Genomic DNA, 18,916 nt, shown 5'->3' with positions numbered 1-18,916 from the left:
CCCATACGGACCGTCACACCCCGCCGGTACGGTGAGTGGCATGAGTCACCGACCCGGCTCCGGCCTCGCCGCTGTGAGCACCGCCCTCCTCGCGATGAGCAGACATCTCGAGGTGCGCGACGTGCTCAAGACGATCGTGGCCTCGGCCCGCGAGCTCCTCGACGCCGAGTACGCGGCGCTGGGCGTGCCGGACGACCACGGAGGCTTCGCGCAGTTCGTCGTCGACGGCGTCAGCGACGCCCAGTGGAAGGCGATCGGCCCGCTGCCCCGCCAGCACGGCATCCTGGCCTCGATGCTCCGCGACGCGAAGCCCGAGCGGCTCGCCGACGTCCGCACGGACCCGCGGTTCGAGGGCTGGCCCGCCGCCCACCCCGACATGTCGGACTTCCTCGGCCTGCCCGTCAAGGACGGCGACGAGATCATGGGCGCCCTGTTCCTCGCCAACAAGAGGTGCCCCAGGCCACAGGGCGGCTGCGGCTTCACCGAGGAGGACGAGGAGCTGCTGGGCATCCTCGCCCAGCACGCCGCGATCGCCCTCACCAACGCCCGCCTGTACGAGCGCAGCCGCGAGCTCACCATCGCGGAGGAGCGCTCCCGCCTCGCCCACGAACTGCACGACGCCGTGAGCCAGAAGCTGTTCTCGCTGCGGCTGACCGCGCAGGCGGCCGCGGCCCTCGTGGACCGCGACCCGGACCGGGCCAAGAGGGAACTCCAGCAGGTGGCGCAGCTCGCGGCGGAAGCCGCGGACGAGCTGCGCGCCGCCGTGGTCGAACTGCGCCCCGCCGCACTCGACGAGGACGGTCTGATCAACACCCTCCGTACCCAGATCCAGGTCCTCGACCGCGCCCACAGCGCCCGTGTCACCTTCGACACCTGCGGAATCCGGGCCCTGCCCGCCCCGCAGGAGGAGGCGCTGCTGAGAGTCGCCCAGGAGGCCCTGCACAACGCGCTGCGCCACTCCGGTGCGGCAGAGGTGGACGTGGCGCTGGTCCGCCGCGGCCAGGGCGCGGTCCTCTCCGTCACCGACAACGGCAAGGGCTTCGAGCCGAGAGCGGTGCGCAGGGCGGGACGGCACCTGGGACTGGTCTCCATGCGGGACAGGGCGAGCGGTGTGGGCGGCAGGCTGAAGGTCGAATCGGAGCCCGGCAAGGGCACCACGGTCGAGATGGAGGTCCCCGGTGGCTGACAAGAGGATCCGTGTCCTGCTGGTCGACGACCATCAGGTGGTGCGGCGCGGCCTGCGTACGTTCCTGGAGGTCCAGGACGACATAGAGGTCGTCGGCGAGGCGGGCGACGGCGCAGAGGGCGTCGCCCTCACCGAGGAACTGCGGCCGGACGTCGTCCTCATGGACGTCAAGATGCCGGGTATGGACGGGATCGAGGCCCTGCGCAAGCTGAGGGAGCTGGCCAACCCGGCCAAGGTCCTCATCGTGACCAGCTTCACCGAACAGCGCACCGTGGTCCCCGCCCTGCGCGCCGGCGCCTCCGGGTACGTGTACAAGGACGTCGACCCGGACGCGCTGGCCGGCGCGATCCGTTCCGTGCACGCGGGCCATGTCCTGCTCCAGCAGGAGATCGCCGGCGCCCTGCTGGCCGACGACGACCCGGGCAGCGGCACGGGCCGCGGCGGCAGCCTGACGGAACGGGAGCGTGAGGTGCTCGCGCTCATCGCGGACGGACGCTCCAACCGGGAGATCGCGCGGGCGCTGGTCCTGTCGGAGAAGACGGTCAAGACGCACGTCTCGAACATCCTGATGAAGCTCGACCTGGCGGACCGGACGCAGGCGGCGCTGTGGGCGGTGAGGCACGGGATGACGCGATGACCGCCCGACCGGGGCGGGGCCGGGGGTTGTACGGAGCGTCAGACTCCGGTCCGAGATTCATACTGTCGGGTGTATGTAACCCACACGGCGCATCCTGATCGACTCGTGGGCGTTCTCCATGGCGTGCTGCGGCGGCCGGCCGCAGCGAGTGCCAGGAGGAATGAAGAAGTGAAGAACCTGAAGAAGGCCGCAGCCCTGACCATGATCGCCGGCGGCCTCGTCGCCGCGGGATCGGGCGTCGCCTCGGCCACCACCGGCGGCGCCCACGCCCACGGTGAGGCCGTGCACTCCCCGGGCGTCCTGTCCGGAAACCTGGTTCAGGCCCCGGTCCACGTGCCGGTGAACGTCGTGGGCAACACGGTGAACGTGATCGGCCTGCTGAACCCGGCGTTCGGCAACGGCGGCATCAACGCCTGACGCCTGCGGCGGGCGTTTTCCCCTACCCGCCCCCTCCCGAACCTGGGGCTCTGCCCCCGGACCCCCGCGCCTCAGTCGCCGGCGACGCTGATTTCGCGGAGCGAAATCCAGCCCGCCCGGCGATGGATGGCACCGCGCGAAGCGCGGTACGGGGCCCGGGGCCTGCCCCGGTTCCGGGAAGGGGCGGGGAGGGGACAGGCTCCGCGCAGCGGACCCGTCAGCCGCCACCCCGCTCACGCTCCCGCTCCTCCACGCACGCGTTGTACGCCGCCACCTGCGCCCTCCGTGCCACCCGTTCCACCGGCCGCAGCGCCTCCACCCGCGCCGCCATCTCCGACGCGCTCACCGCACCCCCGTGGCCGTTCTCGTACGCCAGGGAGATCAGCACACCGATCCGCTGCGCCAGCTCCAGGACCCGCACCGCACGCGGTGGGTACCCCGGGGCCAGGGTCTCCGTCGCCGAGCCCCGTTCCGCCCGCGCCCGGTACGCGTCGAGCGCCGCCTCCGCGACCGGGCCGGACGCCGCGACGTCGAGCCGCGTCAGTGCCGCCGTCGCGTCCCGCAGCGCCTCCGCGAGCTCGCGCTCCGCCTCGCCGAGCGACGGCACGTCCGCGGGCGGGGCCTCGCGCACCGGCAGGCAGTGCCATACGACCTCCACATGAAGGTCGCCGGCCGGGCCCGCCTCGTACACCTCTGGCACCAGCCCGTACGCCGCGCCCGTCGAGACGACCGCCTCCTCCGCCTCGAGCGCCCGGGCGTTGAACTCCGGCGGCCCGCTGAGTCCCAAGGGGTGGCCCGCGGCGGGGAGCGCCACCCGGTAGCCGGTGACGCCGAGCGCCCGCAGACGCCCCAGTGCCAGCGTGAGACCGACCGGTGCCGTTTCCTGCGGCAGGCCCTCGACACGGTGCACCGCGTCGTCACCGACGATGGCGTGCACGGCGTCGTCGGGCGACACAAGTCCGGCAAGAAGGGCATTTCCCCAGGCGGCCAGTCGCCCTGAGCGTGGTTCCGAAAGCATGGCACCAGCCTAGGGACCGGACCGGGCGACCGGAGCACTCACCCGGTGGCGTAGGTTTTCCCTGGGTGGTGTGCCCACAGGTGCGCCAGGGTGCACAAAAGAACCCGAATCGCACCCGAACACCTCAAGACGACTGCATGGGGAGACTACGCGCTCATGAGCGATGTACTGGAGCTGGTGGACGTATCCGTGGTCCGCGACGGACGTGCTCTGGTGGACGATGTCTCCTGGTCGGTCAAGGAGGGTGAGCGCTGGGTCATCCTCGGCCCGAACGGCGCCGGCAAGACCACCCTGCTCAACCTCGCCTCCAGCTACCTGTTCCCGACGACCGGCAAGGTCCGGGTCCTCGGCGAGCGCCTCGGCGGCGTCGACGTCTTCGAGCTGCGGCCCCGCATCGGCATGGCCGGCATCGCCATGGCCGAGAAGCTGCCCAAGCGCCAGACCGTGCTGGAGACGGTCCTCACCGCCGCCTACGGCATGACCGCCACCTGGCACGAGGACTACGACGAGGTGGACGAGCAGCGCGCCCGCGCCTTCCTCGACCGCCTCGGTATGACCGAGTACCTCGACCGCAGGTTCGGCACCCTCTCGGAGGGCGAGCGCAAGCGCACGCTGATCGCCCGCGCCATGATGACCGACCCCGAGCTCCTCCTCCTCGACGAGCCCGCCGCCGGCCTCGATCTCGGTGGCCGTGAGGATTTGGTCCGCCGGCTCGGCCGGCTCGCCCGTGATCCGTACGCCCCCTCCATGATCATGGTGACGCACCATGTCGAGGAGATCGCACCCGGCTTCACGCACGTCCTGATGATCCGCCAGGGCAAGGTGCTCGCCGCCGGCCCGATGGAGACCGAACTGACGTCGCGCAACCTGTCGCTCTGCTTCGGACTGCCGCTCGTCGTCGAGCGCAGCGGCGAGCGCTGGTCCGCCCAGGGCCTCCCGCTCGGCTGAACTCCCCCGGGACTCGGCCGGGTGAGCCCTCGCGCCCCCTGTCCCGACCGCCTCCGGCCGCCCTACCATGCCCATGTGGACATCGACGCATGGGTGTGGTGGCTGATCGGCGCGGTCGGACTGGGCATTCCGCTCGTGCTGACCGCCATGCCGGAATTCGGAATGTTCTCCGCAGGGGCGGTGGCAGCGGCCGTCGTCGCGGCGGTCGGCGGTGGCACGGTGGCCCAAGTCCTCGTGTTCGCTGCGGTGTCCGTGGCGCTCATCGCCGTCGTACGCCCCATCGCGATGCGGCACAGATCCCAGAACCCCCGGTTCGCCAGCGGTGTCGACGCCCTGAAGGGACGTCAGGCGGTCGTGCTCGAGAGGGTCGACGGCAACGGCGGCCGTATCAAGCTGGCCGGTGAGATCTGGTCGGCCCGCGCCTTCGACACGGCCATGGCCTTCGAAGAGGGCCAGCAGGTCGACGTCGTCGAGATCGACGGGGCCACCGCCGTGGTGATGTGAGGCGCGGCCACCCGGTCCCGTCCGGGCCGAAGGGGCCGAACCGGCCGAAGGGGCCGAACTGGCCACACCCCGGCCCGTGTTCTGGGAAACTGATCATCAGAATCATCCGGCAGCGAAGGGCACAGGGAACGCGATGCAACCGATCATCATCGTCCTGATCATTCTGGTGGTGCTGGTCTTCATCGCCCTGATCAAGACGATCCAGGTCATCCCACAGGCCAGCGCCGCCATCGTCGAGCGCTTCGGACGCTACACCCGCACCCTCAACGCGGGCCTGAACATCGTCGTCCCGTTCATCGACTCCATCCGCAACCGCATCGACCTCCGCGAGCAGGTCGTCCCCTTCCCGCCCCAGCCGGTGATCACCCAGGACAACCTGGTCGTGAACATCGACACCGTCATCTACTACCAGGTGACCGACGCCCGCGCCGCGACCTACGAGGTCGCCAGCTACATCCAGGCCATCGAGCAGCTCACCGTCACCACCCTGCGCAACATCATCGGAGGTATGGACCTCGAGCGGACCCTGACCTCCCGCGAGGAGATCAACGCGGCCCTCCGCGGCGTCCTCGACGAGGCGACCGGCAAGTGGGGCATCCGTGTCAACCGTGTCGAGCTCAAGGCCATCGAGCCGCCCACCTCCATCCAGGACTCGATGGAGAAGCAGATGCGCGCGGACCGCGACAAGCGCGCCGCGATCCTCACTGCCGAAGGCATCCGGCAGTCGCAGATCCTCACCGCCGAGGGTGAGAAGCAGTCGGCGATCCTGCGCGCCGAAGGTGAGGCCAAGGCCGCCGCGCTCCGCGCCGAGGGCGAGGCGCAGGCCATCCGTACGGTCTTCGAGTCCATCCACGCCGGCGACGCCGACCAGAAGCTCCTCGCCTACCAGTACCTCCAGATGCTGCCGAAGATCGCGGAGGGCGACGCCAACAAGCTCTGGATCGTCCCCAGCGAGATCGGCGACGCCCTCAAGGGACTCAGCGGAGCGATGGGCAACTTCAACCCCATGGCCGGCATGGGCGGCGGCACCGTACCCAAGCAGGGCGGCGGCAACGGCAACGGCAACGGTACCGAGCGACGCGAGCAGCCCCCCATCGACTGACCCGCGCACACCTTCATGCATGATCGGTGAGGCCCCTCGACCTTGACGGCGGGGAGGTGACTCACGGACATGTAAGGAGATGGCGTTGTCCATCTGGGAAGCACTGGCGGTATTCGCGGCCGGCGTGGGAGCCGGAACCATCAACACCATCGTGGGCTCCGGCACTCTGATCACCTTCCCGGTGCTGCTCGCCACCGGACTGCCGCCGATCACCGCGAACGTGTCCAACGCGCTCGGCCTCGTACCGGGTTCCATCAGTGGAGCCATCGGCTACCGCGCCGAACTGCGTGGCCAGAGCGGCCGGGTGCTGCGCCTCGGCGTCACCGCGCTCCTCGGCGGCCTGGCCGGCGCCGTCCTGCTTCTCGCCCTGCCGTCGGACGCCTTCGACACGATCGTCCCCGCGCTGATCGCCCTCGCCTTGATCCTCATCGTCCTCCAGCCCCGGCTCGGCAGGGCCGTACAGCGCCGCCGCGTGGCACAGGGCACCGAGCCGCACCCGCACGGCGGCCCCGCCCTCCACACCGGCCTGCTCCTCGCCAGCGCGTACGGCGGCTACTTCGGCGCCGCCCAGGGCATCCTCTACCTCTCCCTCATGGGACTGCTGCTCGACGACAGTCTCCAGCGCATGAACGCCGTCAAGAACGTCCTCGGCGCCGTCGTCAACGGTGTCGCCGCCGTGTTCTTCCTCTTCGTCGCCGAATTCGACTGGACAGCCGTCCTGCTGATCGCCGTCGGATCCGCCCTCGGCGGACAGTTCGGCGCCCGGATAGGCCGCAAGCTCAGGCCCGACGTGCTGCGCGCCTTCATCGTCGTCGTCGGGAGCATCGCCATCGTCCAGCTGCTCATGCGCTGACACGACGAGGCCCGCCCCCGGAAGGAAGGGCGGGCCTCGTCGTCACGCCACTACGCCGCGGGCTGCGCCGCCAGCCAGTCCGGCAGCGCCGAGCGCTCGCCCGACCTGAGCCCCAGCAGCATCGCCTCCGCCGGCGACGGCACGAACGGCTCGTGCAGCAGCGGCATACCCGCCTGCTCCGGCGTACGGTCCGCCTTGCGGTGGTTGTCCTCCGCGCACGAGGCCACCGTGTTCAGCCAGCTGTCGGCACCACCGCGCGACTTCGGCACCACGTGGTCGACCGTCGTGGCACGCCGCCCGCAGTACGCGCACCGGTGCTGGTCCCGCACCAGAACTCCCCGCCGCGACCACGGCGCCTGTCTTCGGAAGGGCACCCGTACGTACCGGCAGAGCCTGATCACCCGGGGCACCGGAAGATCCACCGCCGCCGCACGCACCCGCAGTGCCGGGTGGGACTGCTCGACCACGGCCTTGTCCTGGAGCACCAGCACCACCGCGCGGTTGAGTGTCACCGTCGACAGCGGCTCGAAGCTCGCATTGAGCACCAGTGTGTCCCGCATCCTGCCCACCTCCGTTCACCGGCCCGGCCCCCGTCGGCGGGCATCAGCCTTGGATCAACTCTGGCCGGGCGCGCCGAGATGGACAACGCAATATCTGTGCCTTGCCGGGGGAGGACACCAGGGCCCCCGGCAACAAAACTGCCCTGCCCTGATCTCTCCATGACCAGGGCAGGGCAAACGTGAAGCGAACTTTCAGCTCTGCGCGGGAGCCTCGTACTCGGCGATCAGCTGAGCCCGGGCAATCGTGTGGAAGCGCAGATTGAAGCCGACGACCGCCGGTGACACATCGGCGTCGGGCCCGAGCTTCTCGCTGTCCACCGCGTACACGGTGAACACATAGCGGTGCTTCTCACCGGCCGGCGGCGCGGCACCGCCGAAGTCCTTGGACCCGTAGTCGTTACGGACATGGACCGCGCCGTCGGGCAGCCCCTCGAACTTTCCGGTCCCCGCACCCGCCGGGAGCTCCGTCACCGATGCGGGGATGTCGAAGAGCACCCAGTGCCAGAAACCGCTGCCGGTCGGCGCGTCGGGATCGAAGCACGTCACGGCGAAGCTCTTGGTCTCCGCCGGGAAACCCTCCCAGCGCAGATGCGGCGAGGTGTTGCCCGCCGACTGGACCTGCGCGTCCGGCAACACCGACCCCGGCTCGATGTCATCGCTCACCAGGGTGAACGAAGGCACCGCCGGATGAAAGTCGTGGGGAAGCGGAGCCCTCTGGAGCTCGGTCACGTCAAACCCTCCGATTCGGCCGTCCTGCGTCTTCGCCCCGAGCCTAGAGCCAGTTGCGGCGCCCGCCGACATCCGCCAGCCACTGGTTGAGGTAAGCCGTCCAGTCGGTCGACCGGAAATCGTCGTGACCCACCTTGAACGCCTTGTACGAGTCGCTGCTCTCGCTGAACAGACCGGGCTTCTTGTCCATCTCGAGAATGACGTCCATCTCGCGGTCGTCGGCGACGAACGTCAGCTCGACCTGGTTCAGCCCCCGGTACTGCTGCGGCGGCAGGTACTCGATCTCCTGGTAGAACGGCAGCCGCTGGCGCGTCCCGCGGATGTGACCGCGCTCCATGTCCGCGCTCTTGAAGCGGAAGCCGAGCTGGACGAAGGCGTCCAGGATCGCCTGCTGAGCGGGCAGCGGGTGCACATTGATCGGGTCGAGGTCGCCCGAGTCCACGGCGCGCGCGATCTCGAGCTCCGTCGTCACACCGATGTTCATCCCACGCAGGATCTGTCCCTCGATCGTGGTGATCGGGGTCTCCCACGGGATCTCGAGACCGAACGGCACCACGTGCACCGCGCCGGCCTTGACCTCGAAGGCACCGCCCAGGCGCTGCTTGGTGAACTCGATGTCCTGCTTGACCTCCTGGTCACCGCCCTCGACCTCGACGCGCGCCTGCAGCCCGACGGACAGCCCCTCGATCTGCTGATCGACCGAGCCACCCTGGATTCGCACCTCGCCCTGGACGACGCCGCCGGGGACGACGTTCGCCTCGGCCAGCTCCGTCTCCACGGAGGCACCGCCGGCGCCCATGCTCGCAAGCAGCCTCTTGAAGCCCATGTCCACTCCTTCTGGGGCCTGACCCCTACATACGCCCGACGACCGCAGTGGGTTCCCCGGTTCCACAGTGCCCCGGTTCCCCGGTCTCTCCGCCGTTCTGCGGTTCCCCGGTACGCTCGAACACGATGATCGAGCGCTCCGACCGTACGCCGTTGCCCCGCGACTTCTTCGACCGCCCGGTCCTGGAAGTGGCCCCCGACCTCCTCGGCCGCACCCTGACCCGGCTGACCGACGACGGCCCCATCGAACTGCGCATCACCGAGGTGGAGGCGTACGCGGGAGAGGCCGACCCCGGCTCGCACGCCTTCCGCGGCCGCACTGCGCGCAACGAGGTCATGTTCGGCCCGCCCGGTCATGCATACGTGTACTTCACGTACGGGATGTGGCACTGCCTCAATGTGGTGTGCGGCCCGGAGGGCAAGGCGAGCGGAGTCCTCCTGCGCGCCGGCGAAGTGAGGGTGGGCGCAGAGCTGACCCGTAAGCGCCGGTTCTCGGCCCGTCACGACAAGGAACTGGCCAAAGGCCCGGCCCGGCTGGCCACTGCGCTCGATGTCGACCGCGCACTCAACGGCGCCGACTTCTGCCTGGGCCCCGCCGCACCCCTTTCTCTCCTCCCGGGCTGTCGGCCGTCCCCTGACCAGGTGCGCAACGGCCCGCGCACCGGGGTGGGCGGAGAGGGTGCCTTCCACCCGTGGCGCTTCTGGATCTACGGCGACCCGACGGTGAGCCCCTACCGGGCCCACGTGCCGCGCCGCAGAGGCCGAAGCGCAACTTGACTCGGGCACCGCGGACGCCTAACGTAGCCCGAGCCGCTTGAGACGGAGCGCTGCTGTTCAGCAGCTCCGGAGCGGCCATCCACTCCTTACGACAAACCCAATCGGGTGCGATTTCGGCATGCCGGAATTCAGCCCCGATGACTCGATTATGAGTCGCCGGGGAAATCCGCTAAAGTTGTGGACACGCCGGAAGGCCGAAAGGCCGGAAAGCACCGAGGAAATCGGATCGGAAAGATCTGATAGAGTCGGAAACGCAAGACCGAAGGGAAGCGCCCGGAGGAAAGCCTCAGAGGAATCTGGGGTGAGTACAAAGGAAGCGTCCGTTCCTTGAGAACTCAACAGTGTGCCAAAAATCAACGCCAGATATGTTGATACCCCGTCCATCTTCGGATGGTCGAGGTTCCTTTGAAAAAGTCCGTCCCGCTTGCGGGGCGGCAATCACAGCGAGGACGCTGTGAACGACCGGTCCTATTCCGACCGGTTGTTCCGCTCTTCGGATGTGCACCCGATCACGGGTAAACATTCATGGAGAGTTTGATCCTGGCTCAGGACGAACGCTGGCGGCGTGCTTAACACATGCAAGTCGAACGATGAACCTCCTTCGGGAGGGGATTAGTGGCGAACGGGTGAGTAACACGTGGGCAATCTGCCCTTCACTCTGGGACAAGCCCTGGAAACGGGGTCTAATACCGGATAACACTGCGGATCGCATGGTCTGCGGTTGAAAGCTCCGGCGGTGAAGGATGAGCCCGCGGCCTATCAGCTTGTTGGTGGGGTGATGGCCTACCAAGGCGACGACGGGTAGCCGGCCTGAGAGGGCGACCGGCCACACTGGGACTGAGACACGGCCCAGACTCCTACGGGAGGCAGCAGTGGGGAATATTGCACAATGGGCGAAAGCCTGATGCAGCGACGCCGCGTGAGGGATGACGGCCTTCGGGTTGTAAACCTCTTTCAGCAGGGAAGAAGCGAAAGTGACGGTACCTGCAGAAGAAGCGCCGGCTAACTACGTGCCAGCAGCCGCGGTAATACGTAGGGCGCAAGCGTTGTCCGGAATTATTGGGCGTAAAGAGCTCGTAGGCGGCTTGTCGCGTCGGATGTGAAAGCCCGGGGCTTAACCCCGGGTCTGCATTCGATACGGGCAGGCTAGAGTGTGGTAGGGGAGATCGGAATTCCTGGTGTAGCGGTGAAATGCGCAGATATCAGGAGGAACACCGGTGGCGAAGGCGGATCTCTGGGCCATTACTGACGCTGAGGAGCGAAAGCGTGGGGAGCGAACAGGATTAGATACCCTGGTAGTCCACGCCGTAAACGTTGGGAACTAGGTGTTGGCGACATTCCACGTCGTCGGTGCCGCAGCTAACGCATTAAGTTCCCCGCCTGGGGAGTACGGCCGCAAGGCTAAAACTCAAAGGAATTGACGGGGGCCCGCACAAGCAGCGGAGCATGTGGCTTAATTCGACGCAACGCGAAGAACCTTACCAAGGCTTGACATATACCGGAAAGCATCAGAGATGGTGCCCCCCTTGTGGTCGGTATACAGGTGGTGCATGGCTGTCGTCAGCTCGTGTCGTGAGATGTTGGGTTAAGTCCCGCAACGAGCGCAACCCTTGTTCTGTGTTGCCAGCATGCCCTTCGGGGTGATGGGGACTCACAGGAGACTGCCGGGGTCAACTCGGAGGAAGGTGGGGACGACGTCAAGTCATCATGCCCCTTATGTCTTGGGCTGCACACGTGCTACAATGGCCGGTACAAAGAGCTGCGAAGCCGCGAGGCGGAGCGAATCTCAAAAAGCCGGTCTCAGTTCGGATTGGGGTCTGCAACTCGACCCCATGAAGTCGGAGTTGCTAGTAATCGCAGATCAGCATTGCTGCGGTGAATACGTTCCCGGGCCTTGTACACACCGCCCGTCACGTCACGAAAGTCGGTAACACCCGAAGCCGGTGGCCCAACCCCTTGTGGGAGGGAGCTGTCGAAGGTGGGACTGGCGATTGGGACGAAGTCGTAACAAGGTAGCCGTACCGGAAGGTGCGGCTGGATCACCTCCTTTCTAAGGAGCACATGGCCGACTGCGAGCGAATGACTCGCACGGTTGCTCATGGGTGGAACGTTGATTATTCGGCAGGGACTTGCTCGCCTGCTGCTTCCAGTACTGCTCTTCGGAGCGTGGAACGAGGCGGCTGGTGGGAGATTCTGCCGGGCACACTGTTGGGTGTCTGAGGGTGCGAGCGTTGCTCGTCCTTCGGGATGCCGGCCCCAGTGAACTCGTCGCGGTTGCGGCGGGGTGGTGGGTGGCTGGTCGTTGCTTGAGAACTACACAGTGGACGCGAGCATCTGTGGCCAAGTTTTTAAGGGCGCACGGTGGATGCCTTGGCACCAGGAACCGATGAAGGACGTGGGAGGCCACGATAGTCCCCGGGGAGTCGTCAACCAGGCTTTGATCCGGGGGTTTCCGAATGGGGAAACCCGGCAGTCGTCATGGGCTGTCACCCGCTGCTGAACACATAGGCAGTGTGGAGGGAACGAGGGGAAGTGAAACATCTCAGTACCCTCAGGAAGAGAAAACAACCGTGATTCCGGGAGTAGTGGCGAGCGAAACCGGATGAGGCCAAACCGTATGCGTGTGATACCCGGCAGGGGTTGCGCATACGGGGTTGTGGGATCTCTCTTGATCAGTCTGCCGGCTGGTCGACGAGTCAGAAACCGTATGGGTAGGCGAAGGACATGCGAAAGGTCCGGCGTAGAGGGTAAGACCCCCGTAGCTGAAATTCATACGGCTCGTTTGAGAGACACCCAAGTAGCACGGGGCCCGAGAAATCCCGTGTGAATCTGGCGGGACCACCCGTTAAGCCTAAATATTCCCTGGTGACCGATAGCGGATAGTACCGTGAGGGAATGGTGAAAAGTACCGCGGGAGCGGAGTGAAATAGTACCTGAAACCGTGTGCCTACAAGCCGTGGGAGCGTCGCTGGCAGCACTTGTGCTGTCAGTCGTGACTGCGTGCCTTTTGAAGAATGAGCCTGCGAGTTAGCGGTGTGTAGCGAGGTTAACCCGTGTGGGGAAGCCGTAGCGAAAGCGAGTCCGAACAGGGCGTTTGAGTTGCACGCTCTAGACCCGAAGCGGAGTGATCTAGCCATGGGCAGGTTGAAGCGGAGGTAAGACTTCGTGGAGGACCGAACCCACCAGGGTTGAAAACCTGGGGGATGACCTGTGGTTAGGGGTGAAAGGCCAATCAAACTCCGTGATAGCTGGTTCTCCCCGAAATGCATTTAGGTGCAGCGTCGTGTGTTTCTTGCCGGAGGTAGAGCACTGGATAGGCGATGGGCCCTACCGGGTTACTGACCTTAGCCAAACTCCGAATGCCGGTAAGTGAGAGCGCGGCAGTGAGACTGTGGGGGATAAGCTCCATGGTCGAGAGGGAAACAGCCCAGAGCATCGACTAAGGCCCCTAAGCGTACGCTAAGTGGGAAAGGATGTGGAGTCGCAGAGACAACCAGGAGGTTGGCTTAGAAGCAGCCACCCTTGAAAGAGTGCGTAATAGCTCACTGGTCAAGTGATTCCGCGCCGACAATGTAGCGGGGCTCAAGCGTACCGCCGAAGTCGTGTCATTCCAGCATGAGGGCCAACGCCCGCTGGGATGGGTAGGGGAGCGTCGTGTGCCGGGTGAAGCAGCCGCGGAAGCGAGTTGTGGACGGTTCACGAGTGAGAATGCAGGCATGAGTAGCGATACACACGTGAGAAACGTGTGCGCCGATTGACTAAGGGTTCCTGGGTCAAGCTGATCTGCCCAGGGTAAGTCGGGACCTAAGGCGAGGCCGACAGGCGTAGTCGATGGACAACCGGTTGATATTCCGGTACCCGCTTTGAAACGCCCAATATCGAATCAGGCGATGCTAAGTCCGTGAAGCCGCCGGCTGAGTCTTCGGACGAGGTCGGAGTGGTGGAGCCGACGAACCAGACTTGTAGTAGGTAAGCGATGGGGTGACGCAGGAAGGTAGTCCAGCCCGGGCGGTGGTTGTCCCGGGGTAAGGGTGTAGGCCGTGTGATAGGCAAATCCGTCACACATTGAGGCTGAGACCTGATGCCGAGCCGATTGTGGTGAAGTGGATGATCCTATGCTGTCGAGAAAAGCCTCTAGCGAGTTTCATGGCGGCCCGTACCCTAAACCGACTCAGGTGGTCAGGTAGAGAATACCGAGGCGTTCGGGTGAACTATGGTTAAGGAACTCGGCAAAATGCCCCCGTAACTTCGGGAGAAGGGGGGCCATTCCTGGTGATAGCACTTGCTGCTTGAGCTGGGGGTGGCCGCAGAGACCAGCGAGAAGCGACTGTTTACTAAAAACACAGGTCCGTGCGAAGCCGTAAGGCGATGTATACGGACTGACGCCTGCCCGGTGCTGGAACGTTAAGGGGACCGGTTAGCTCCATTTCGGTGGGGCGAAGCTGAGAACTTAAGCGCCAGTAAACGGCGGTGGTAACTATAACCATCCTAAGGTAGCGAAATTCCTTGTCGGGTAAGTTCCGACCTGCACGAATGGCGTAACGACTTCTCGACTGTCTCAACCATAGGCCCGGTGAAATTGCACTACGAGTAAAGATGCTCGTTTCGCGCAGCAGGACGGAAAGACCCCGGGACCTTTACTACAGTTTGATATTGGTGTTCGGTTCGGCTTGTGTAGGATAGGTGGGAGACTGTGAAGCTTGGACGCCAGTTCAGGTGGAGTCGTCGTTGAAATACCACTCTGGTCGTGCTGGATGTCTAACCTGGGTCCGTGATCCGGATCAGGGACAGTGTCTGATGGGTAGTTTAACTGGGGCGGTTGCCTCCCAAAGGGTAACGGAGGCGCCCAAAGGTTCCCTCAGCCTGGTTGGCAATCAGGTGTTGAGTGTAAGTGCACAAGGGAGCTTGACTGTGAGACCGACGGGTCGAGCAGGGACGAAAGTCGGGACTAGTGATCCGGCGGTGGCTTGTGGAAGCGCCGTCGCTCAACGGATAAAAGGTACCCCGGGGATAACAGGCTGATCTTCCCCAAGAGTCCATATCGACGGGATGGTTTGGCACCTCGATGTCGGCTCGTCGCATCCTGGGGCTGGAGTCGGTCCCAAGGGTTGGGCTGTTCGCCCATTAAAGCGGTACGCGAGCTGGGTTTAGAACGTCGTGAGACAGTTCGGTCCCTATCCGCTGTGCGCGTAGGAGTCTTGAGAAGGGCTGTCCCTAGTACGAGAGGACCGGGACGGACGAACCTCTGGTGTGCCAGTTGTCCTGCCAAGGGCATGGCTGGTTGGCTACGTTCGGAAAGGATAACCGCTGAAAGCATCTAAGCGGGAAGCCTGCTTCGAGATGAGGACTCCCACCTCCTTGAGAGGGTAAGGCTCCCAGTAGACGACTGGGTTGATAGGCCGGATATGGAAGCCCTGTAAGGGGTGGAGTTGACCGGTACTAATAGGCCGAGGGCTTGTCCTCATTTGCTCGCGTCCACTGTGTGGTTCCCGGGTTGCGAACAGTCGCACCGGTTGAACCAAGTTTCACTTATTAATTGAAGAGTGTGCTTGTTCGCTTGAACCCGATAGGGTTTCGGTGGTCATAGCGTTAGGGAAACGCCCGGTTACATTCCGAACCCGGAAGCTAAGCCTTTCAGCGCCGATGGTACTGCAGGGGGGACCCTGTGGGAGAGTAGGACACCGCCGAACAATCTTTCAGGACCCTTGGTCCAGCGTTCACGCTGGACCAAGGGTCCTTTTGTTTTGCCGAGAATGACGAAGCGCGTCCGATGGCCGGCTGCGCGAGAATGACTGTGGTACCCGAAGACAGGAGTCACACCGATGTCCCCCAACTCTTCCGACGATCGTCCGGAACGCGAGCCGCGTCGCAGGGACGGTGGTGACAGGGGCGGCTTCCGCGGCGGTCGGGACGACAGGGACCGTGGCCCCCGTCGTGACAACGACCGCGGTGATCGAGGTGGCTTCCGCGGTCCCCGCGACGACCGTGGCGGTCGTCCGGCGAGCGGCGGCTTCCGCCGTGACGACCGTGACCGTGACCGGGATCGCGGTCCGCGTCGCGAGGACGACCGTGGTGGATACCGCGGTCCCCGCGACGACCGCGGAGACCGCGGCGGCCGGCCCGGTGGCGGCGGGTACTCGCCGCGCCCGGGTGGCGGTGGTGGCGGCGGCTTCCGCCGTGACGACCGCGGTGACGACCGGGGCGGCTTCCGCCGCGACGACCGGTCCGGCGACCGGGGCGGTTACGGGCGCGGTGACAACGACCGTGGTGGATACCGCCGTCCCCGTGACGATCGCCGTGATGACCGCCAGGGCGGTTTCCGTCGTGACGACCGGCGCGACGATCGTGGTGGGCGTCCAGCCGGTGGTGGCGGTGGGTTCCGTCGTGACGACCGGGCGGGTCAGAGTGGTTACCCGCGGCGTGATGACCGTCAGGGTGGGTTCCGTCGTGATGACGACCGTGGTGGGTACCGGGGTCCGCGTGACGACCGCCAGGGCGGTTTCCGTCGTGACGACCGCCGTGATGACCGCCAGGGTGGATTCCGGCGTGACGATCGCCGTGATGACCGCCAGGGCGGTTTCCGTCGTGACGACCGGCGTGATGACCGGCGCGACGACCGCGGTGGGCGCCCCACCGGTGGTGGTGGCGGTGGGTTCCGTCGTGACGACCGGGCGGGTCAGAGTGGTTACCCGCGGCGTGATGACCGTCAGGGTGGGTTCCGTCGTGATGACGACCGTGGTGGGTACCGGGGTCCGCGTGACGATCGCCGTGATGACCGCCAGGGCGGTTTCCGTCGTGACGACCGGCGTGATGACCGGCGCGACGACCGCGGTGGGCGCCCCACCGGTGGCGGCGGCGGTGGGTTCCGTCGCGACGACCGTTCCGGTGGCGGCGGTTACGGCCGTCGTGACGACCGGGACCGCGACCGCGACCGTGGTGGATACCGCGGTTCGCGTGACGACCGCGGAGACCGCGGCGGCTACGGTCGTCGTGACGACCGCGACCGTCCCGACCGTGAGCCCATCAAGCGGCTTCCCATCCCCGACGACGTCACGGGCGACGAGATCGACAAGGACGTACGGCAGGAGCTGCAGAGCCTGCCGAAGGGTCTCGCCGAGGACGTGGCGCGGAACCTCGTCATGGTCGCGAACCTGATCGACGAGGACCCCGAGCAGGCGTACGCCTACTCCCGTATCGCGTTGCGGCTCGCCTCGCGTGTCGCCGCCGTGCGCGAGGCCGCCGGCTTCGCCGCGTACGCGACGCAGAAGTACTCCGAGGCGCTGGCCGAGTTCCGTGCGGCCCGTCGTATGACCGGCAGCGTGGAGCTGTGGCCCGTCATGGCGGACTGCGAGCGAGGGCTGGGCCGACCCGAGCGTGCGCTGGCGATGGCCGGTGAGCCGGAGGTGCAGAAGCTGGACAAGGCGGGCCAGGTCGAGATGCGTCTCGTCGCCGCCGGAGCCCGGCGGGACATGGGGCAGCTGGATGCCGCCATCGTGACCCTGCAGAGCCCCGAGCTTGCCTCCAACTCCGTTCAGCCCTGGACCGCGAGACTGCGTTACGCGTACGCCGACGCGCTTCTCGCGGCGGGCCGCGAGGACGAGGCCCGTGAGTGGTTCGCGAAGGCGCTCGAGTCGGACAAGGACGGCGCCACCGACGCGTCTGACCGGCTTGCCGAGATGGACGGTGTCGAGTTCGTCGACGCCCTCGGTGACGAGCACGACGTCCACGACGTCCTCGACGAGTCTGCCGACCGCGACGTCCTCGGCGACGCGAAGGCCGACGACACGGCAACCGACGCGGAGCCGACGGGCGACACGGCGGCCGGCACGCAGTCCGCCGCGGAGTCCGGCACCGACGAGCGGCCCGACGACCGGTCGTAGTCGGCCCCCCGCGGTCGGCCGGGCGTACACGGCCGGCCGCGGCAGTGCGGTGAACGGCACATGAGCGAGGGCGGCACCCGTTCCACGGGTGCCGCCCTCCCTCATGTCCGGCCGTGGCCGGGCCTCACTCCAGCGCGAGGCTCCTGAGGACCAGTCCCGTCGCCGGCTTCGGCCCGAACGACGTCGACTTGCGGGGCATCGTGACGCCCTCCAGCGCCAGCTCCCGCACGACCTCCTCCTTCACCGGATGCATCAGCACCGCCGTCCCGCCGGTCCGCTCCGCCTTGGTGACGGCCGCCTGGGCGTCGTGGATGTAGGCGATGTGCTCGGGGGCGTCCGGGATCTTCCAGATGTGTTCAAGGAGCGTGGCGTGCAGCACCGTCGCGTCCAGCGTGCGCCAGGCCTCCGGGCGGCCCTCCGGCACCGTACGGTCGAGCAGCCCGGCGTCCGGTTGGTCGACGAGGTGGAAGCGGCCGTCTCCGGCGAGCAGGTACGCGTTGCCTTCGGCGGCCGCGCCGGCGAGGGCGTCGAGGGCCTGAGGCAGCGGCACGTCGAGCCGGCGGACGCGGAAGGAACCCGTCAGGGCGGCGAGCGCCCGGCCGACCGGGAGGCGATGGAGCAGCCGGTGGATCGCGCGGACCTGCAAGGGGTAGCGCGCGGTGTCGATCAGCAGCACCAGTCCGTAGTTCCAGGGACCGGATGCCGTGTGTTCCGCGCGCAGCCGCAGATAGGTCGCCCAGCGGTGGTGGCCGTCAGCGATCATCGCCTGGTGTCGCGTCAGGTCCTGCTGGATCTCGGCCATTTCGCCGGGATCCGTGACGCACCACAGACGGTGGCTGAAGCCGTCCTCCGTGGTGGTGGAGAGCAGAGGTGAGCGCCGGACGGTGCGCTCGATGACGGCCGTCGTGCCGACGGCGTTGCCGCCGCTGCGGTAGGTGAGGAGCAGCGGCTCCAGGTTCGCGGCGGTCGTGCGCATCAGGTCCGCGCGGTCGGCGACGATGTCCGGCATGACGTCCTCGTGCGGCAGGACCACGCCGGCGGCCGGTTCCGAGAGGGCCAGGGCCCCGATGACGCCCCGTTGCAGCACGTCGCCCTTGCGCTGCTCGTACACGTACAGGGCGGGCTTCTCGTCCGCTGCGAGGACGCCGTCCGCCAGCCAGCGTTCCAGGGTCTGCGCGGCCCGGCTGTGGGGGTCCTCGGTGGTGCGTGCCTGGGGCAGGATCAGCCGCACGATGTTGTGCGGGTCCGCCGACTCCAGATGGTGCAGACCGTCGGGCCTGACGACCACGTCGTACGGCGGTGAGGTCACGGCGGCGAGGCTGCCCACCCGCTCGGGGACGTAGCGCAGTCCACGGAACGGGATCAGATGCAGACCGCCATTGGCCGCAGGACCTTCGTTGTTCATCAGGGCATCGTAAGCGTGGCGGGCGGATGCGCGATGATCGGGGGAGCGGACCCGGCAGCGGGTACGCGGAGCGAG

At 66.7% G+C, this 18,916-nt stretch carries 15 protein-coding genes and 3 rRNA genes; 13 read left to right on the top strand and 5 right to left on the bottom strand.

Annotation, left to right across the window (positions count from 1 at the left end; translation table 11 throughout):
- Positions 1 to 40: 40 nt before the first annotated feature.
- From OGH68_RS07825 to OGH68_RS07815, 3 genes are all read left to right on the top strand, one after another.
- Positions 41 to 1,186, top strand: a complete 1,146-nt coding sequence (locus tag OGH68_RS07825) for a GAF domain-containing sensor histidine kinase (protein WP_264242600.1) — start codon at positions 41 to 43, stop codon at positions 1,184 to 1,186.
- Positions 1,179 to 1,823, top strand: coding sequence for a response regulator (locus OGH68_RS07820; protein ID WP_264242599.1), 645 nt, complete (start codon positions 1,179 to 1,181; stop codon positions 1,821 to 1,823). The genes OGH68_RS07825 and OGH68_RS07820 overlap by 8 nt, the downstream gene beginning before the upstream one ends.
- A gap of 168 nt (positions 1,824 to 1,991) precedes the next feature.
- Positions 1,992 to 2,240, top strand: a complete 249-nt coding sequence (locus OGH68_RS07815) for a chaplin (RefSeq protein ID WP_264242598.1) — start codon at positions 1,992 to 1,994, stop codon at positions 2,238 to 2,240.
- Positions 2,241 to 2,457: 217 nt separating this feature from the next.
- Here OGH68_RS07815 and OGH68_RS07810 read toward each other — a convergent pair whose 3' ends face one another.
- The gene (locus OGH68_RS07810) at positions 2,458 to 3,258 is read right to left on the bottom strand and encodes a hypothetical protein (RefSeq protein WP_264242597.1); all 801 of its coding nucleotides are present in this window, start codon (positions 3,256 to 3,258) and stop codon (positions 2,458 to 2,460) included.
- 156 nt (positions 3,259 to 3,414) lie between these two features.
- On the opposite strand from OGH68_RS07810, the gene OGH68_RS07805 reads away from it, so the two are divergent.
- The 4 genes from OGH68_RS07805 to OGH68_RS07790 all read left to right on the top strand — a co-directional run bounded on the left by OGH68_RS07805 (position 3,415) and on the right by OGH68_RS07790 (position 6,665).
- Positions 3,415 to 4,206: an ABC transporter ATP-binding protein gene (locus OGH68_RS07805; protein WP_264242596.1), complete on the top strand. Its 792-nt coding sequence runs from the start codon at positions 3,415 to 3,417 to the stop codon at positions 4,204 to 4,206.
- Positions 4,207 to 4,281: 75 nt separating this feature from the next.
- Positions 4,282 to 4,710 (top strand): NfeD family protein, encoded by a 429-nt coding sequence (locus OGH68_RS07800; protein WP_264242595.1) that lies wholly within the window; start codon positions 4,282 to 4,284, stop codon positions 4,708 to 4,710.
- 133 nt (positions 4,711 to 4,843) lie between these two features.
- Entirely contained in the window at positions 4,844 to 5,812 is a 969-nt protein-coding gene (locus OGH68_RS07795) for an SPFH domain-containing protein (RefSeq protein WP_264242594.1), read from the top strand.
- A gap of 79 nt (positions 5,813 to 5,891) precedes the next feature.
- Positions 5,892 to 6,665 carry a sulfite exporter TauE/SafE family protein gene (locus OGH68_RS07790; protein WP_264242593.1) on the top strand — a complete coding sequence of 258 codons (774 nt, stop codon included), beginning with the start codon at positions 5,892 to 5,894 and terminating at the stop codon, positions 6,663 to 6,665.
- Positions 6,666 to 6,715: 50 nt separating this feature from the next.
- Here OGH68_RS07790 and OGH68_RS07785 read toward each other — a convergent pair whose 3' ends face one another.
- The 3 genes from OGH68_RS07785 to OGH68_RS07775 form a co-directional block, all read right to left on the bottom strand.
- On the bottom strand, positions 6,716 to 7,225 hold the full coding sequence (locus OGH68_RS07785) for an HNH endonuclease (protein WP_264242592.1): 510 nt from the start codon (positions 7,223 to 7,225) through the stop codon (positions 6,716 to 6,718).
- Positions 7,226 to 7,417: 192 nt separating this feature from the next.
- Positions 7,418 to 7,954: a YbhB/YbcL family Raf kinase inhibitor-like protein gene (locus tag OGH68_RS07780; protein WP_264242591.1), complete on the bottom strand. Its 537-nt coding sequence runs from the start codon at positions 7,952 to 7,954 to the stop codon at positions 7,418 to 7,420.
- A gap of 43 nt (positions 7,955 to 7,997) precedes the next feature.
- The gene (locus OGH68_RS07775) at positions 7,998 to 8,780 is read right to left on the bottom strand and encodes a sporulation protein (protein ID WP_264242590.1); all 783 of its coding nucleotides are present in this window, start codon (positions 8,778 to 8,780) and stop codon (positions 7,998 to 8,000) included.
- Positions 8,781 to 8,905: 125 nt separating this feature from the next.
- On the opposite strand from OGH68_RS07775, the gene OGH68_RS07770 reads away from it, so the two are divergent.
- The 6 genes from OGH68_RS07770 to OGH68_RS07745 all read left to right on the top strand — a co-directional run bounded on the left by OGH68_RS07770 (position 8,906) and on the right by OGH68_RS07745 (position 17,436).
- Positions 8,906 to 9,556, top strand: coding sequence for a DNA-3-methyladenine glycosylase (locus OGH68_RS07770; protein WP_264242589.1), 651 nt, complete (start codon positions 8,906 to 8,908; stop codon positions 9,554 to 9,556).
- Positions 9,557 to 10,078: 522 nt separating this feature from the next.
- A 16S ribosomal RNA gene (locus OGH68_RS07765) occupies positions 10,079 to 11,606 on the top strand.
- Between the two features lie 288 nt (positions 11,607 to 11,894).
- Positions 11,895 to 15,019 (top strand): 23S ribosomal RNA (locus OGH68_RS07760).
- A gap of 110 nt (positions 15,020 to 15,129) precedes the next feature.
- Positions 15,130 to 15,246, top strand: a 5S ribosomal RNA gene (rrf, locus tag OGH68_RS07755).
- The 16S, 23S and 5S rRNA genes sit together here, the layout of an rRNA operon.
- Positions 15,247 to 15,589: 343 nt before the next feature.
- Positions 15,590 to 16,711, top strand: a complete 1,122-nt coding sequence (locus OGH68_RS07750; RefSeq protein WP_264242588.1) for a hypothetical protein — start codon at positions 15,590 to 15,592, stop codon at positions 16,709 to 16,711.
- The gene (locus OGH68_RS07745) at positions 16,696 to 17,436 is read left to right on the top strand and encodes a tetratricopeptide repeat protein (RefSeq protein ID WP_264242587.1); all 741 of its coding nucleotides are present in this window, start codon (positions 16,696 to 16,698) and stop codon (positions 17,434 to 17,436) included. The genes OGH68_RS07750 and OGH68_RS07745 overlap by 16 nt, the downstream gene beginning before the upstream one ends.
- Before the next feature lie 124 nt (positions 17,437 to 17,560).
- Here OGH68_RS07745 and OGH68_RS07740 read toward each other — a convergent pair whose 3' ends face one another.
- Positions 17,561 to 18,841 carry a DUF1015 domain-containing protein gene (locus OGH68_RS07740; RefSeq protein WP_264242586.1) on the bottom strand — a complete coding sequence of 427 codons (1,281 nt, stop codon included), beginning with the start codon at positions 18,839 to 18,841 and terminating at the stop codon, positions 17,561 to 17,563.
- Positions 18,842 to 18,916: the final 75 nt, after the last annotated feature.

This window comes from Streptomyces peucetius (genome assembly GCF_025854275.1).
GTDB classification, from domain to species: domain Bacteria; phylum Actinomycetota; class Actinomycetes; order Streptomycetales; family Streptomycetaceae; genus Streptomyces; species Streptomyces peucetius_A.
Note: the sequence above shows the minus strand (reverse complement) of the source record. Positions and strands in the feature narration are given on the sequence as shown.

Bases quoted from the DNA above. Each gene is read 5' to 3' on its own strand.
- OGH68_RS07825 (WP_264242600.1), top strand. From the start codon at position 41: ATGAGTCACCGACCCGGCTCCGGCCTCGCCGCTGTGAGCACCGCCCTC.
- OGH68_RS07810 (WP_264242597.1), bottom strand. From the start codon at position 3,258: ATGCTTTCGGAACCACGCTCAGGGCGACTGGCCGCCTGGGGAAATGCC.
- OGH68_RS07805 (WP_264242596.1), top strand. From the start codon at position 3,415: ATGAGCGATGTACTGGAGCTGGTGGACGTATCCGTGGTCCGCGACGGA.
- OGH68_RS07795 (WP_264242594.1), top strand. From the start codon at position 4,844: ATGCAACCGATCATCATCGTCCTGATCATTCTGGTGGTGCTGGTCTTC.
- OGH68_RS07790 (WP_264242593.1), top strand. From the start codon at position 5,892: ATGGCGTTGTCCATCTGGGAAGCACTGGCGGTATTCGCGGCCGGCGTG.
- OGH68_RS07785 (WP_264242592.1), bottom strand. From the start codon at position 7,225: ATGCGGGACACACTGGTGCTCAATGCGAGCTTCGAGCCGCTGTCGACG.
- OGH68_RS07775 (WP_264242590.1), bottom strand. From the start codon at position 8,780: ATGGGCTTCAAGAGGCTGCTTGCGAGCATGGGCGCCGGCGGTGCCTCC.
- OGH68_RS07770 (WP_264242589.1), top strand. From the start codon at position 8,906: ATGATCGAGCGCTCCGACCGTACGCCGTTGCCCCGCGACTTCTTCGAC.
- OGH68_RS07745 (WP_264242587.1), top strand. From the start codon at position 16,696: ATGGTCGCGAACCTGATCGACGAGGACCCCGAGCAGGCGTACGCCTAC.
- OGH68_RS07740 (WP_264242586.1), bottom strand. From the start codon at position 18,841: ATGAACAACGAAGGTCCTGCGGCCAATGGCGGTCTGCATCTGATCCCG.